The organism is Streptomyces sp. 7N604, from assembly GCF_052245475.1.
Classification (GTDB): Bacteria; Actinomycetota; Actinomycetes; order Streptomycetales; family Streptomycetaceae; genus Streptomyces.
Genome location: NZ_JBQQBX010000037.1, coordinates 38,949 through 54,526 on the forward strand (window position 1 = coordinate 38,949; position 15,578 = coordinate 54,526).

The window sequence follows — 15,578 nt, forward strand, 5'->3', positions numbered from 1 at the left end:
CCGACGTCCGTCGATCAACGAATTCAGGAAGTGGTGCCACGCATGTCCACCCAGTACAGCGTCACCGGACGCACAGCGATCCTCCGCATCGACAACCCTCCGGTCAACGGACTCGGGCACGCAACGCGGAAGGGCATCGTGCAGGGTCTGCAGCGTGCCCTGGACTCCGCCGATGTCGATGCCATCGTGCTCACCGGCCGCAAGGGATCCTTCTCGGCCGGGGCCGACATCTCGGAGTTCGGGACGCCCAGGACGACCGCCGCACCGAGCCTCGGCGACGTCATCGCGGCCCTGGAGGACGCCGGCAAGCCGGTCGTGGCGGCGATCGACGGCACCTGTTTGGGCGGCGGACTGGAACTCGCGCTGGGCGCCCACTATCGGGTCGCGACATCGAGCAGCAGGATCGGCCTCCCCGAGGTGCACCTCGGGCTGGTCCCCGGCGCCGGCGGCACGCAGCGGCTGCCCCGTGTCGTGGGAGCCGACGTCGCGGCGGACATGATCAGCGGCGGGGCACCTCGTACGGCGCGGGCGCTCGGAGACCTCCCCGGGCAACGGCTGTTCGATCGGATCGTGGACGGTGACGTGATGGTGGCGGCGATGGAACTCGCGGTCGAGGTTGCCGCGGTACGGCCGCTCCCTCGGATTCGGGACCTGAGCGTCGGTCGCGACGACGTGGGCGCGGTAAGTGCGTTGCGGGAGCGCCTGCGTCGGCGCAGCCGCGGATTCGTGGCGCCCGCGGAGGCTCTGACTCTGGTCGAGAAATCGGGATCCACACCGTTCGAGGAAGGCCTGGCCGAGGAGCGCAGGACATTCCTGGAGCTGATGAACGGCGAGCAGTCGGCCGCGCTGCGCCATGCCTTCTTCGCCGAGCGGGCGGCCCGCAAGGTCTCCGACGTCCCGCCCGAGACGCCGGCACGGACGGTGGACAAGGTGGCCGTCATCGGTGCCGGAACGATGGGTGGCGGCATCGCGATGAACTTCCTGGGTGCGGGGATTCCGGTCACCATCGTGGAGAGCAGCCAGGAGGCGCTCGACCGCGGCTTGGACGTCATGCGCCGCAATTACCAACGTCAGGTGGACAAGGGGAGGTTGACGGCTGGCGGGCTGGAGCAGCGCATGGCGCTCCTGACGCCGACCCTGGACTATGCGGACGTGTCGGACAGCGACCTGGTCATCGAGGCGGCCTTCGAGGACATGGACGTCAAGCGTTCGGTGTTCACCCGGCTCGACGAGGTGGCGAAACCCGGCGCGATTCTGGCGTCGAACACCTCGACCCTCGACATCGATGCGATCGCCGCGGTGACCGGACGCCCCGGGGATGTCCTCGGCATGCACTTCTTCAGCCCCGCGAATGTCATGAAACTGCTGGAGATCGTGCGCGGGGCCAAGACCGCGGACGACGTGCTGGTCACGGCCATGGCGGTGGGACAGCGGATCGGCAAGACCGGCGTGGTGGCCGGGGTATGCGACGGCTTCATCGGCAACCGGATGCTGGCCAAGTACCGGGATGCGGCGACGGCACTCCTCCGCGCGGGCGCGACACCGGCCGAGATCGATTCCGCCGCAGAGCACTTCGGCTTCGCCATGGGCCCGTTCCGGACTGCCGACCTGGCGGGCAACGACATCGGATGGGCGATCCGCAAGAGGCGCTACGCGGAGGACCCCGGCGTGCCCCGGGAGGAGATCTCCGATGCCCTGTGTGAAATGGGACGGTTCGGGCAGAAGGCTGGTGCCGGGTGGTACGACTACGCACCCGGCAGCCGAGAGGCGATCCCGAGTCCTGTTGTCGAAGATCTGCTGGCTTCATTCCACGCCAAGCATGGCACCAAGCTCCGTACCTTCGAGGCGGATGAGATCGTGCAGCGCCTCGTCTTCGCACTCATCGACGAGGGCGCGCGCATCCTCGATGAAGGCATAGCCCTACGCGCCTCGGACATCGACGTCGTCTACATCGCTGGGTACGGCTTCCCGAGGTACCGCGGCGGACCGATGTTCTACGCCGACACGGTGGGTGCCGCACATGTCCTCTCCGGACTCAGGAGGTTCCACGGAGATGACGGCTGGGAGCCCTCGCCGTTGCTGATGCGGCTGGCCGGGGAGGCCGGGACATTCAACTGACGCCACCACCGCAGATGTGGGACCCGGCGGTCAGCACGGCCGTGCGCATACGGCGGTCCGCCGGTCGCTGGGTGCCGGTGTTCCCATGACAGTGCACGGCCCGCTGCACGCGTACGTGGACACCCAGCCGCTCCTCGGGCTATGTCGCAACCCCAGCGTGGGCCCGGCAGCAGGCCGGGCCCACGGGGTGAGCGGAAGTGCGGACGGCGGCGTGCGGTCCGCCCACGATGGTCAGTTGTCGACCGCGGCCCGTGCCGGCAAGGTGACGATCATCTTGCCGGTGTTGTCGCCGCGGAGCATGCCGAGGAATGCCTCGACGTTGTTCTCGATGCCTTCCACGACGGTCTCCTCGTAGTGGAGCTTCCCGTCGCGGATCCAGCCGCCGACCTCCTGCACGAACTGCTGTTGCAGGTCGTTGTGGTCGGAGACCAGCAGGCCGCGCAGAGTGAGGCGCTTGCCGATGGCGAGCGCGAGGTTGCGCGGGCCGGGGGCCGGTGCGGTCGCGTTGTACTGGGCGATGGCCCCGCACAGCGCTGCGCGGCCGTGCACGTTGAGGGCGCCGATCGCCGCCTCGAGGTGGTCGCCGCCGACGTTGTCGAAGTAGACGTCGATGCCGTCCGGGGCCGCGGCCTTGAGTTGCTCGGCCACCGGGGCCTTCTTGTAGTTGAAGGCGGCGTCGAAACCGTACTTCTCGAGGAGGAGTTCGACCTTCTCGTCCGAGCCCGCGCTGCCGATGACCCGCTTGGCGCCCTTGAGCCGGGCGATCTGCCCGACCTGGCTGCCGACCGCGCCGGCCGCGCCGGAGACGAAGACGGTGTCGCCCTGCCGGAACTCCGCCACGCGCAACAGGCCGGCATAGGCGGTCAGTCCGGGCATGCCGAGGACACCGAGGTACGTGCTCAGCGGAGCGTTCGCCGGGTCGACCTTCACGGCATTCGCCGCGTCGAGGAGTGCGTACTCGCGCCAGCCGAGCCCGTGCAGGACGTGATCACCCACTGCGACGGTCCCGGCGGGGGAGTCATCGCCCACGGCGACGACGACGCCGACCGCACCGCCGTCCATCGGCTGGCCCAGCTGGAAGGGAGGGACGTAGGACTTCACGTCGTTCATCCGGCCGCGCATGTACGGGTCGACCGACAGGTGCAGGTTGCGTACGAGGATCTGACCGGAGCCGGGCGCTGCGAGAGGCGCCTCGCGCAGGGCGAAGTCCTGCGGCCGGGGCACACCGTTTGGGCGGGCGACCAGGTGCCATTCACGGCTGGTGGTGGGAAGGGCGTTCATGATGCGGATGTCTCTTTCCTCCGTGCTCACACACGGCTGGGGGTGGATCAGCTGAGGGGCTTGGCGAGGACGGCTTTGCGGTGGCTGAAGGTCTCGAGGGAGTAGCGGCCGTGGTAGCTGCCCATACCGCTTTCGCCGACGCCCCCGAACGGCAGGTCGGAGATGGTGAGATGGGCCAGCGGCAGGCCGAACCCGAGGCCGCCCGAGGAGGTTTCGGCGGCGAGCCGCTCCCGGGTGGTGTCGGAGTCGGTGAACGCGTACAGAGCCAGCGGCTTGTCACGGTCGTTGATGAAGTCGATGGCCTCGTCGAGCCCGGCCACCTCGACGATCGGGAGGATCGGACCGAAGATCTCCTCCTGCATGACCGGCGCGTCCGGTGACACCTCGGCCAGGACGGTCGGCGCGATGTACTTCGTCTCGCGGTCGTGCGCGCCGCCGGTGACCTGGCGGCCGGAGGCGAGGAGGGCGGTCAGCCGGTCGAAGTGGCGTTCGTTGACGATACGGCCGTACTCCGGGGAGGCGGAGGCGTCCGGTCCGTACAGGCCCTCGACGGCCTTGGCCAGCGCTCCCTCAAGAGCCCGTGCGGTCTCACGGTCGGTGAGGACGTAGTCGGGGGCGACGCAGGTCTGTCCGGCGTTGAGGAACTTCCCGGCCGCGAGGCGGGCGGCGACGGTGTCCAGATCAGTGCTCCGGTCCACGAACGCCGGGGACTTGCCGCCCAGTTCGAGGGTGACGGGGGTGAGGTGCCGGGCGGCCGCGGCCATCACGATGCGGCCGACCGTGCCGTTGCCGGTGTACAGGATGTGGTCGAAGCGCTGCTCGAGCAGGGCGGTGGTCTCCGGGACCCCGCCTTCGACCACGGCGACCGCGTCGGTGTCGAGGTACTGCGGCACGAGGCGGGCGAGGGCGGCGGAGGTGGCCGGGGCCAGTTCGCTGGGCTTGGCGACCACCGCGTTGCCCGCGGCCAGGGCACCGGCCACAGGGGCCAGCAGCAGTTGAGCCGGGTAGTTCCAGGGGGCGATGACCAGTACGACGCCCAGGGGGTCGTACTGCGTCCAGGCACTCGCCTCTCCAATGAACGCGGGGACGGGGGCCTGTTCGGGCCGCAGCCAGCCGTCGAGGTGCTCCAGGGTGTGGTCGATCTCCCGTATGACGAAGTCGATCTCCGTGCGGTATGCCTCGGTGGCGCTCTTCCCCAGGTCGGCGCGGAGGGCCGCGGCGAACTCCTCACCGTGCTCGGTGAGCAGGGCACGCATCCGGTGCAGTTGCCCGGTACGCCAGGCTACGGGCTTGGTGGTGCCGGTGCGGAAGGTGGCGCGCAGCCGGGCGACGAGCTCGGCGGGCTGCTCGGGCGCAGGCGTGTTCATGGTTCCCTCACAAGGTCGATACGTGGACGGGGGGCGCTGTCGCCGGCGCCACGGGGCAGGTCCGGGCGCCGGCGTCGGGCAGGGGGATCAGCCGCGGTTGAGGATCTCGATGATGTTCCGGGCGAGCTGTTCGGAGGAGGCGGGGTTCTGGCCGGTGTGCAGATTGCGGTCCGCCACGACGTGCGCGGTGAACGGGGAGGCGGCGTCGAAGTCGGCACCGAGTTCCACCAGGCGGTCCTGGAGCAGCCACTTGGCCTTGTCGGCGAAGCCGGCCATGGTCTCCTCGGCGTTGGTGAAGCCGGTCAGGCGGTAACCGGCGAACGGCCAGCTGCCGTCCTCGCGCCGGGCGGCGAGCAGGGCCGCGGGGGCGTGGCACAGCACCGCGAGCGGCTTGCCGGAGTCCAGCGCAGCGGTGAGCAGGCGGCCGGAGCCGGCGTCGGCGGCGAGGTCCTCCATGGGGCCGTGGCCACCGGGGTAGAGGACGGCGTCGTACGCGTCGAGGTCGACCTCTTCGAGCTTGACCGGGTTCTCCAGGTCGGCGCGGATGGAAGCCAGGTACGCGGCGATGGCGTCGGCCTGCTCCTTGCCGCCGGTGGACTCGGCGGCGAGGCTGACGGCGTCGACGGTCGGAGCGACGCCGCCGGGTGTGGCGATGGTGACGTCGAAACCGGCCTCGCGGAACAGCCGGTGCGGTGCGGCGAGTTCCTCCGCCCAGTAGCCGGTGGGATGCAGGGTGCCGTCGGCGAGCGTCCAGTGGTCGGCGCCGGTGACGACGAACAGAACTGTGGTCACAACTGTCTCCTTCACAGTGCGCATGGGTCGCGCGGTGGTGGGGTGTCTTCTCGTCCGGCGAGGGGTGTGCCGGTGGTGGCGTGCGGTCGGTGGGTGGCTCAGGCGACGGTGACGATCACCTTTCCGCGGGTGTGGCCTTCCCTGTTGAGCCGCTGTGCGTCGGCGGCCTGCTCGAGCGGGAACGTGGCGGCCACTTCCACGCTCAGCTGCCCGCGCTCCGCGAGGACGGTGAGCGCCTCGAGATCCTGGGTGTCGGGTCGCACGAAGACGTACCCGCCACCGAGGCCGAGCACGGCGCCGTCCACGGCCGAGGCAAGGCGGCCGCCCTCGGCGAGCAGCCCTGGCGAGACCTTCAGGGCCTCTCCGCCGACGAGGTCGAGGACAGCATCCACGCCCTGCGGCGCCAGGGCGTTGACGCGGTCGGTGAGGCCCTCGCCGTAGGCGACCGGCTCGGCGCCGAGCCCGCGCAGGTAGTCGTGGTTGTGCTCGCTCGCCGTGCCGATGACGCGGGCGCCGAGCGCTCGGGCGATCTGTACGGCCAGCGACCCGACACCACCCGCCGCGGCGTGCACCAGCACGGTGTCGCCGGCGCGTACCTGCAGGGACCGTGTCAGCGCCTGGTATGCGGTGAGGCCGGCCAGCGGGAGGCCGGCGGCCTCCTCGAAGGTGAGGTTCGCGGGCTTGCGGGCGAGCGTACGGATCGGGGCGGCAACGTACTCGGCGAAGGTGCCGCGTGAGACGAAGTCCTCGCGGACGTAGCCGATCACTTCGTCGCCCGGGGCGAACTCGGTGACCCCGACGCCGGCTTCCTCGACCACGCCCGCCACGTCCCAGCCGGGGATGACGGGGAAGACGGTGTCCATGACGCCGTCCAGGTATCCGGCCTGGATCTTCCAGTCGACCGGGTTGACGGAGGCGGCCTTCACACGGACCAGCACGGCGTCCGCGCCGAGCTTCGGGTTCGGGACGTCGCCGTACTCCAGGACGTCAGGGCCGCCGTAGGTGCCGTAGGTGATGGCCTTCATGGTGGTACTCCTTCGTGCGGTGGTGCGGTGGTGCGGTGGTGCGGTGGTGCAGATCGGGTGGGACGTCAGGCAGCCGCGGTGGCGGCAGCCGGCTCGGGGGCCGTCCCGGCGGCGGGCCGGTGTTCCGCACGGGGCGCCTGCCGCTGCCGCTTCAGGCCGACCAGCGCAATGGCCAGGACGAAGGCGAAGGCGACACCGGCGATGGTGAAGCTCAGGGTGAACTGGCTCTCGGCGGGCAGCGGGGGCACTCCGGCCGGAAGGTGCTCGATGGTCCTGGAGGCGAGCAGCGTCGTGATCAGTGCGCTGCCGATCGAGCTTCCGACGGATCGGGAGATGGAGTTGATGCCGTTGGCGATGCCGGTCTGGTGGGGCGGCACCCCCGCGACGATCAGGGCGGGCATCGCGGCGTAGCCGAGGCTGATGGCTGTTCCGAGGGCCATTCCGGCGCCGATGACCGAGGGGGTCGAGGCGTGTGCAGCGGCCAGCCACGCGAAGCCGACGATGCCGGTCACCGCGCTCAGGGCGAGGGTGAGACGGGGGCCGATCCTGCGGATCAGCACGCCACCGAACTGGGAGGCGACGAGGGACGCGATCGTACCGGGCAGCAGGTACTCGACGGAGGCGCGGAGAACGGAGGCGCCGAAGCCGTAGCCCGCGATGTCCTGCGGGACCTGCGCCAGGTAGGAGATCCCGAGGAACTGGGCGAACATCCCGAATCCGACGAAGAGGCCCGCGAGGTTGCTGAAGAGCACCGGGCGGTGGAGGAACATCTTCATGTCGACCATCGGTTCGCGCACACGGCTCTCCGTGAAGGCCCAGACACCGGCCATGACGACCGCTCCGGCGAAGCTGCCCAGGGTGCGGGCGGACGTCCAGCCCCACTCGTGCCCCTGGGAGATCGGCAGCAGTAGCAGGACCAGGAAGAGCGCCAGGGTGAGCGCGCCGAGGAGGTCGGTGCGCCCGCCGGTCTTGGCGCGGCTTGCCGGTACGAGGAGGACGACGGCGAGGAGCGTGACCAGAGCCAGCCCGGCGGCCAGCCAGAAGACACGGTGGTAGTCGGCGTTGTCGCCGCTGGTCAGCAGGCCGGTGCTGACCAGCGCGAAGCCGCTGCCGAAGGCCAGGGTGCCGCTGACCAGTGACATCGCTCCGGGCAGACGGTGGGCGGGGACCTCCTCGCGGAGCACCGACAGCGCGAGCGGGAAGATCGCTGTGGCGGCGCCCTGGAGAACTCGGCCCACGATCAGCCAGAGGAGCGAGTCGGTGGTGGCGGCCAGGACCGAGCCGGCGATCATCACCACCAGCACGCCGATCAGGGTCGGCTTCTTCCCGCGCTGGTCGCCCAAGCGGCCGAGCAGGGGGGTGAAGACGGCTGCGGAGAGCAGGGTCGCGGTCGTCACCCAGCTGACCTCGGCAGCGGTGCTGCCGAGGCTGCTCCCGATCAGACCGAGGATCGGGACCACCAGTGTCTGCATCATCGACACGACCATGGCGGCGAGGCTCAGGACGAGGACGACTGCGATCTCACGCGGGTGTCGGCCGGGCGGCGGGGGGACAAGGGTCTGGGACACGGTGCTCTCTCCGGGCGGGGACGTGGGGCCGGGGCTCGGCGCGGGCTCGGCTCAACGAGTAGTTGCTTGATGCACTCAAGCAACGAGATCCGACGGTAGGGGTCAAAGGTTGAGGATGTCAAACTTTGATTTCTCACCTAGACTGGGAGCCATGTCCCGCACCCCCGCCGCGCACCCGGCCTCCGCGACCCCAGCCCCGCAGGGCAGCGACCCCACCTACGTCGAGCTCCTGGAGCGCCTGGCACGCGCCGCCGCCGGCTACTACCGGGACCTCACCGCGGCGGCCGCAGTGCACGGGCTCACCATGACGCAGGCCAAGATGCTCATCCTGCTTCGGCAACCGCTGCCCATGCGCGCCCTCGCAGGACGGCTCGCCTGCGACGCCTCCAACATCACCGGACTCGTCGACCGGCTGGAGGCACGTGGACTGGTCTCCAGACACCTCGACGCGGCCGACCGGCGGATCAAGAACGTGGTCGCCACCGAAGAGGGAAGGGAGGCCGTCCGCCTCATCCGCGCCGACATGCGGGCCACCTCGGCAGCCTTTGCGCGTCTGGACGAGGAGGGCCGTCGCAGTCTCTACGAGCTACTGGGACGCCTGCACCCGGAGGAGACAACCTGATCGCGGCCGGGGCGCCGACCGCTGCAGGTCACATCGCAGACATGCAGCGGTTCGCTTGTCAGGACTTCCCGGAATCCTCCGCAGGTGCGCCGACCCGGGCGTGCAGTGCCGTGAGACCGTCGAGGAACATGTCGAGGGCGAGTTCGAAGCTGTCGGGGTCGATCTCGTCTGCGTGTTCGCGCAAACGGTGGGCCCCGGCCAGGTGCGGGTATCGGCCGATGTAGACCTGGATATCGTCGTCGAACCCTCCGGCGAAGGAGCTCATCGCGGCACCGACCACCAGGTACTTGGTCGAAGCTCCGATCATCGTCGCGTACCGGGGCGGCCAGCCTCCGGCTACCAGACCGCCATGGACGGTGTTGGCGCGCTGCAACGACGCGTCGCGGTGTGCCGGTCCGTAGGCCAGGAACGGAACGATGTTGGGGTGAGCGGCGAGCGCAGCGCGATACGACCGTGCCCAGGACGCCACTCCATGACGCCAGTCGCCGGTCTCGAAGCCCGAGACATCCACGCTCGTCATGATGGTGTTCGCGACCTCGTGAAGGACATCGTCCTTGGTCTTCACGTGCTCATAGAGCGAGGAGACTTGGACCCCGAGGCTTCGGGCGAGCTTGCGCATAGACAGCTCGCCGAGGCCTTCCTCGTCCACGATGGCCAGCGCCGCGGTGCAGATGCGCTCCCGGCTGAGAATCGGTTTGGTCGGCCGAACCACCGATGCACCCCCCAGGGTCGTGTCGCGGGGCGGTCATCCGCAGTGCCCAGCTTCTGATCTCACCTTACAGGCAGGCCCTCCCCGCGGTCCGGGGTCCGACCCCGGACCGCAGGGAGGGCACGGCAAGCGACGGCTATTCCGCCGGATCGCGAACGGGTTTGATCCGCCACAGGGACAGCAGGGCGACGGCCGCCATCACTGCCACGTATATGGAGATCGACATCGAAGTGTGCGTGGCCTCCAGCAGCAGAACCATCAGGAACGGTGCCAGACCACCGCCGAGCACGGAGGCGATCTGGTAGCCGAGGGAGGCGCCGGAATAGCGCACCTCGGCGCTGAACATCTCGGCGAACAGCGCCGCTTGCGGACCGTATGCCACCGACAGGCACAGGACGCCCACGACCAGGGCCAGGACGACGAGCGGGAACTGCTTGGTGTCGACGAGCTGGAACATCGGGAACGCCCAGACGCCCAGGGCCACGACCCCGGCCGCGTAGACGCGGCGACGGCCCACGCGGTCCGAGAGCGCCGCGAAGAGCGGGAGTGCGACGAGCTGGGCAGCATTGGCCAGCAGCACGGCAGTGAGCACGGTGCTCTTGCTCATTCCCAGGTGCCTGTTGCCGTAGTCGAGCATGCCGGTGACCAGCAGGTAGAAGGTCGCGTTGACGACGAGGAACGAGCCGGCGGCGAGAAGGATCTGCTTGGGCTGGGAGCGCAGCACCTCGAATACGGGCGAGCGCCGCCGGGCTTCCTTGCTCTCGGCCATCCGCTCCTCCGCGCGCTGGAACGCCGGCGTCTCCTCCAGCCGCTTGTGAACGAACATCGCCAGCGCGATCATCACGACGCTGAAGAGGAACGGCACCCGCCATCCCCACGCCTCGAAGTCGTCCTTGGCGACCACGCTGGTCATGAAGAGGAAGGTCAGATTGCCGAGGATCAGGCCGATCGGCACGCCGAGTTGCACAAAGCTGCCGTACAGTCCTCTCCGCCCGGGCGGTGCGTACTCCGTCGCGACGAGCATCGCACCGCCCCACTGCCCCCCGACCGCCAGGCCCTGGGCGAAGCGGAGCAGCGCCAAGATGATGGGTGCGCCGATCCCGATCACGGAGAAGGTGGGCAGCAGACCGATCAGCGTGGTCGCCCCGCCCATGACGATCAGTGTCGCCACCAGAACGGGTTTGCGGCCGAACTTGTCGCCGTAGTGGCCGCAGACGATGCCCCCGAGCGGGCGGGCGGCGAAGCCGATGGCGAACGTGGCGAAAGCAGCGAGCACTCCGGCCACGGGGCTGAACGACGGGAAGAACTTGGTGCTGAACACGAGCGCGGCGGCCGTGCCGTAGATGAAGAAGTCGTACCACTCGATGGCGGAAGTGGCCATGGCGGTGAGGGCTGCCCGGCGCACCTCGGAGCGCGGAACCGCCGCCGTATCGACGGGTTTTTGAGGGTCTGTCGTGGTGTTCTGAGTAGTCATGGAGTGACGGTCCTTTCAGTGGCATGGGGGGTGGCCTGCTGGGTGAACTGCCGACGCAGTTCCCGCTTGAGCACCTTGTGGCTGGGCCCGAGCGGCAGTTGGTCGACGACCTCGATGCGACGGGGGTACTTGTGGCGGCCCACCCGGTCGCGGGTCCACGCGATGAGGGCGTCGGGATCGATGCCGCGGCCGGAGCGCGGCACGACAACGGCGCAGATTTCTTCGCCGCGTTCGTCGTCGGGGATGCCGATGACGGCTGCCTCGGCGATGTCGGGATGGCGCGCCAGGGCTTCTTCGACCTCACGGGGGTAGACGTTGAAGCCACCGCGGATGATGAGATCCTTCTTGCGGTCGACGATCGAGAGAAACCCGTCGGCATCCTTGAGTCCGATGTCGCCGGTACGGAACCAGCCGTCGACGATGGCGGCGTCGGTGGCCGCCGGGTCACCGAGATAACCGGCCATGACGTTGTGACCGCGAATGACGACCTCGCCCGTCTCGCCGGGCGGCAGCAGCTCGATGCAGCCCTCGATGTCCGCGTCGGCGATTTCCACCTCAACGCCCCACAGGGGATGGCCGACGGTGCCGGGCCGCCTCCCGTACCCGCGCTGGTTGACACTCGCGGTCGGGGACGTCTCCGACAGGCCGTAGCCCTCGTACACGGTGGTGGTGAAGGCCTTCTCGAAGCGCTCGAGCACCGTGACCGGCAGTGAGGCGCCACCGGAGATGCACATGCCCAGCTGCGGTAGCTCCGGCCGATCCGCCGCGCTGTCCAGGAGCCTGACGAACATCGTCGGTACGCCGTAGAACGCGGTGACCCCTTCGTCCCGCATGAGGGTGATGGCGCCGTCCGGATCGAACCGGGGCTGCAGCACGAGCACGGCACCTGCGCGGAAGGTGGCGTTCATGGCCACGGTCTGGCCGAAGGTGTGAAACAGCGGCAGGCAGCCGAGTACGACGTCGTCAGAGCGCAGATGATTGGCGTCGAACGCGTTCACCGTCGCGTTCATGACCAGATTGAAGTGGGTGAGTACAGCACCTTTGGGGCGTCCTGTGGTGCCGGAGGTGTAGAAGATGACGGCTGGGTCGTCGGTATCCCGGGTGGTGTACGTACGCAGAGGGTCGGCCGAGCGCGCGAGTGCGTCCAACGATCCGCTGTTGTGACGGTCCCCGAGAGGCAGGAAGGAGATCCCCGCCGTTTGCGCCGCCTTCCGGCCGAGATCGAGGTGGCTCACCTCGGCGACGAGCGTTCGGGCGCCGGAGTGCTGGAGGATATACGCGGCTTCGTCGGCGTTGAGCAGCGTCGGCACCGGCACGACGACACCGCCGAGGGCCAGGATGGCGTAGTAGGCGCGAACGAAATCCGCAGTATTGGGGCACAGCAAGGCCACACGGTCATCGGGGTGCACGCCTTGCTTCCGCAGCGCGGCGGCGTAGCTCAGGGCCTCGGCCCACAACTCGCCATAGGTCAGGCGGACGCCGCCTTCGACCAGCGCGAGGCTGCCGGGGGAACGACGGGCGGGTTCGGCGAGCGTAGCCGCGAGTGACAAAGCAGCCATAAGGTCTCCTGCCATCACAAAAGAGCGCTGACATGGGTCAGCGAAGGGCTGGCGGACATGGGTCCTGGGTCGACGGCCGTACGAGGCTCGGAGCGTGCCTGTGGGTAGCTCGGCGAGTCGGCTGCGCCGGACGGATGCAACAGATGAACACGAGGGGACGGGCGCCCGGTGGCGGCGCGGCAACGGTCGTGACCGCGCTCTGTGACGCCGGGCAGCGCTCGGGGGTGGCCGATCAGTGTTCGGTTATGTGGGAGAGTAAACCGAACGGCGATCGGTTACAAGAGGCGACATACCAACCTCGCAGGCGGGGCCGACTTCGGTGCGGGGAGCCGTTGCCCGGGGCCGGATCAGGAGTGGGGCGTTCAGGTTCCGGCGTCTCCGGAGAACGCGCTGACGCCGGTGAGGGCCCGTCCGATGAGCAGCTTCTGGATCTGGCTGGTGCCTTCGTAGAGGGTCATCACCCGGGCGTCCCGCAGGTATTTGCTGACGGGGTACTCGTCGATGTAGCCATAGCCGCCGAACACCTGGATCGCCAGGTTGGAAGCCCTGACGGCGGCTTCACTGGCGAACAGCTTCGCCATCGATGCCTCGGTCCCGAACCGCTCGCCGCGGTCGATGAGATCGGCGACCCGCCACGCCAGCAGCCGGGCGGCGTCGGTCTCCACCGCCATGTCGGCGAGCATCTCCTGGACGAGCTGGTATCCGGCGATGGGGCGCCCGAACTGCTCGCGCTCACCGGCGTACCGCAAGCTGGCCTCCAGGGCCCCGCTCGCGATGCCCACGCAGCCGGCCGCCACCGACATCCGGCCCTTGTCCAGCGCCGACATGGCGATACGGAAGCCCTGGCCACGCTCACCGAGACGGGCTGAGTCCGGCACCCTGACGCCGTCGAAGGTGAGCTCCGCGGTGGCCTGACCGCGCAGGCCGAGCTTGCCGTGGATCTCCCGGCGGGTCAGCCCTGGGCTGTCGGTCGGCACCAGGAACGCGGTGATTCCCCTCGGGCCCGGGCCGTCGGTGCGGGCGAAGAGCAGCACCACGTCGGCCCACGTGCCGTTGGTGATGAAAGTCTTCTGACCGGTGATCAGCCAGTCGGTGCCCTCGGGTTCGGCGCGGGTGACGAGCCCGGCAGCGTCGGAGCCCGTGCCGGGCTCGGTGAGCCCGAAGCACCCCAGGGCCTGGCCCGAGCAGAGCCGGGGCAGCCAGTCGCGCTTCTGCTGCTCGGTTCCGTAACTGCCGAGGGACTTGGCGACCAGGCCGAGCGAGACCGAGACGATCCCACGCACCGAAGAGTCCCCGCGGCCCAATTCCTCCATGATCAGGCAGTAGGTCAGGTGGTCGCCGCCGGAGCCGCCGTACTCCTCGGGGACCGTCAGCCCCAGAAAGCCCAGGTCGCCCAGCTTGCCGACGATCCCGCGGTCGACTTGCTCGGCACGGTCCCACTCCGTGGCGTACGGGACGACATCCCGGTCCACGAAGTCACGAGCGAGTTCTCGCGCCGCGGCCTGTTCTGGGGAGAGGCGCAGGTCCATCGATGTCTCCTTTGAAACCGATCGCTGTTCGGTTTCGGATGCTGGCACGCTCGTGTGGTCCGCGGCAAGAGGGGTCGACCGTTGGGTGGGGCACGTACCGAGTCGCTGCTCGGGGTAGAGCCCCTTCACAACCAGCGGCGTTACGGGTTACAGTCCAAAAAACTTGCAGCGCTAGTTTAATTTCGACGGTACGCCGCCCTCTCAGCGCGCGCTCCCTTGCACCCGACGGCGATGTGTACCCCACGGATCTTGAACCCGCCACCGCCCAGCCGAACAGGAGGCCCCGTGCGCCCCGTGTACTTCGCCGCCGCCCGCCGCACCCCCATCGGTCGGCTGCGTGGCGCCCTGTCCACCGTCCGCCCCGACGACCTCGCCGCAACCGTCCTCAAAGGCCTGCTCGCCGATGTGCCCGCCCTGGACCCGGTCCGTATCGACGACGTCTATTGGGGTGCCGCCAACCAGGCCGGCGAGGACAACCGCAACGTCGCCCGGATGGCAGTGCTGCTGGCCGGCCTGCCGGAGTCCGTGCCCGCGGCCACGGTCAACCGGCTGTGCGCCTCGGGCATGGAGGCGGTCACCGCCGCTGCTCGGACCATCGCCGCGGGCGAGGCCGAGGTGGTGGTGGCCGGCGGCTCGGAGTCGATGAGCCGCGCCCCCTTCGTACTGCCGCGCCCGGACGAGGCGCTGCCGAACAAGGTCGAGACGTACGACACCCGGCTCGGCTGGCGGCTGACCAACCCGCGCATGCACCAGCTGCACGGCGTGCTCTCCATGGGTGAGACCGCCGAGGAGGTCGCCGAGCGCTTCGGTGTCGGCCGCGAACAGCAGGACACCTTCGCGCTGCGCAGCCACCGGCGCGCCGCCGCCGCCCGCAAGGACGGCCTCTTCGATGCCGAGATCCTGCCCGTCACCCGGCCCGACGGGGTTGTCGTCGCCGCGGATGAGGGCATCCGCGAGGACACCACCGCCGGGCGCCTCGCCTCCCTCAAGCCGGTCTTCCGCCAGGGCGGCAGCGTGACCGCCGGCAATGCCTCCCCGATGAACGACGGTGCTGCCGGGCTGCTGCTGGTCAGCGAGGAGGCGCTGCGCGAACTGGAGCTGGAGCCGCTGGGGCGCTACGCCGCCGGCGCCAGTGCCGGGGTTCACCCCGACACCATGGGCATCGGCCCGGTCCCCGCCACCCGCAAGGCGCTGGCCCGGCTCGGCTGGGACATCGCCGACATCGAGGAGGCCGAGTTCAACGAGGCCTTCGCCGCCCAGGCACTGGCCTGTATGGACCAGTTGGGCATCGACCCGGAGCTCGTCAACCCGACCGGCGGCGCCATCGCGCTCGGCCACCCCCTCGGCTGTTCCGGCGCCCGCATCCTCACCACCCTGCTGCACCGTATGCGCCGCACCGGCGCATGCCGCGGGCTGGCCACCATGTGTGTCGGCGTCGGCCAGGGCAGCGCCGTGGTCGTCGACCGCGGCTGACACCCACTCACTGAAGACTCACGTCTCATCACGTAAGGAAGCTCTGTGAGCAACAGCCATA

12 protein-coding genes are annotated in these 15,578 nt (G+C 69.5%); 3 read left to right on the plus strand and 9 right to left on the minus strand.

The window, feature by feature from the left end; all coding sequences use genetic code 11:
- Positions 1–42: 42 nt before the first annotated feature.
- Positions 43–2,118, plus strand: coding sequence for a 3-hydroxyacyl-CoA dehydrogenase NAD-binding domain-containing protein (locus tag ACTWP8_RS32215; protein WP_443325617.1), 2,076 nt, complete (start codon positions 43–45; stop codon positions 2,116–2,118).
- A gap of 231 nt (positions 2,119–2,349) precedes the next feature.
- Here ACTWP8_RS32215 and ACTWP8_RS32220 read toward each other — a convergent pair whose 3' ends face one another.
- The 5 genes from ACTWP8_RS32220 to ACTWP8_RS32240 form a co-directional block, all read right to left on the minus strand.
- Positions 2,350–3,399 carry an NADP-dependent oxidoreductase gene (locus ACTWP8_RS32220; RefSeq protein WP_443325618.1) on the minus strand — a complete coding sequence of 350 codons (1,050 nt, stop codon included), beginning with the start codon at positions 3,397–3,399 and terminating at the stop codon, positions 2,350–2,352.
- A 47-nt stretch (positions 3,400–3,446) separates the two neighbouring features.
- Positions 3,447–4,766 (minus strand): aldehyde dehydrogenase family protein, encoded by a 1,320-nt coding sequence (locus ACTWP8_RS32225; protein ID WP_443325619.1) that lies wholly within the window; start codon positions 4,764–4,766, stop codon positions 3,447–3,449.
- A gap of 87 nt (positions 4,767–4,853) precedes the next feature.
- The gene (locus ACTWP8_RS32230; protein ID WP_443325620.1) at positions 4,854–5,558 is read right to left on the minus strand and encodes a type 1 glutamine amidotransferase domain-containing protein; all 705 of its coding nucleotides are present in this window, start codon (positions 5,556–5,558) and stop codon (positions 4,854–4,856) included.
- Between the two features lie 98 nt (positions 5,559–5,656).
- Positions 5,657–6,583, minus strand: coding sequence for an NADP-dependent oxidoreductase (locus ACTWP8_RS32235; protein ID WP_443325621.1), 927 nt, complete (start codon positions 6,581–6,583; stop codon positions 5,657–5,659).
- A gap of 65 nt (positions 6,584–6,648) precedes the next feature.
- The gene (locus ACTWP8_RS32240; protein WP_443325622.1) at positions 6,649–8,151 is read right to left on the minus strand and encodes an MFS transporter; all 1,503 of its coding nucleotides are present in this window, start codon (positions 8,149–8,151) and stop codon (positions 6,649–6,651) included.
- 151 nt (positions 8,152–8,302) lie between these two features.
- Between ACTWP8_RS32240 and ACTWP8_RS32245 the strand changes: the two genes are divergently transcribed.
- Complete coding sequence (locus ACTWP8_RS32245) at positions 8,303–8,773, plus strand: MarR family winged helix-turn-helix transcriptional regulator (RefSeq protein WP_443325623.1); 471 nt, start codon at positions 8,303–8,305, stop codon at positions 8,771–8,773.
- Between the two features lie 58 nt (positions 8,774–8,831).
- On the opposite strand, the gene ACTWP8_RS32250 is transcribed toward ACTWP8_RS32245, so the two are convergent.
- From ACTWP8_RS32250 to ACTWP8_RS32265, 4 genes are all read right to left on the minus strand, one after another.
- Complete coding sequence (locus ACTWP8_RS32250) at positions 8,832–9,485, minus strand: TetR/AcrR family transcriptional regulator (RefSeq protein WP_443325624.1); 654 nt, start codon at positions 9,483–9,485, stop codon at positions 8,832–8,834.
- A 133-nt stretch (positions 9,486–9,618) separates the two neighbouring features.
- A complete protein-coding gene (locus ACTWP8_RS32255) occupies positions 9,619–10,956 on the minus strand; it encodes an MFS transporter (protein ID WP_443325625.1) in 1,338 nt (445 codons plus the stop codon).
- Positions 10,953–12,515, minus strand: a complete 1,563-nt coding sequence (locus ACTWP8_RS32260; RefSeq protein WP_443325626.1) for a long-chain-fatty-acid--CoA ligase — start codon at positions 12,513–12,515, stop codon at positions 10,953–10,955. The genes ACTWP8_RS32255 and ACTWP8_RS32260 overlap by 4 nt, the downstream gene beginning before the upstream one ends.
- Positions 12,516–12,877: 362 nt before the next feature.
- Positions 12,878–14,044, minus strand: coding sequence for an acyl-CoA dehydrogenase family protein (locus ACTWP8_RS32265; RefSeq protein WP_443325627.1), 1,167 nt, complete (start codon positions 14,042–14,044; stop codon positions 12,878–12,880).
- A 285-nt stretch (positions 14,045–14,329) separates the two neighbouring features.
- Here ACTWP8_RS32265 and ACTWP8_RS32270 point away from each other — a divergent pair, with 285 nt between their 5' ends.
- Positions 14,330–15,517, plus strand: a complete 1,188-nt coding sequence (locus ACTWP8_RS32270) for an acetyl-CoA C-acyltransferase (RefSeq protein ID WP_443325628.1) — start codon at positions 14,330–14,332, stop codon at positions 15,515–15,517.
- Positions 15,518–15,578: the final 61 nt, after the last annotated feature.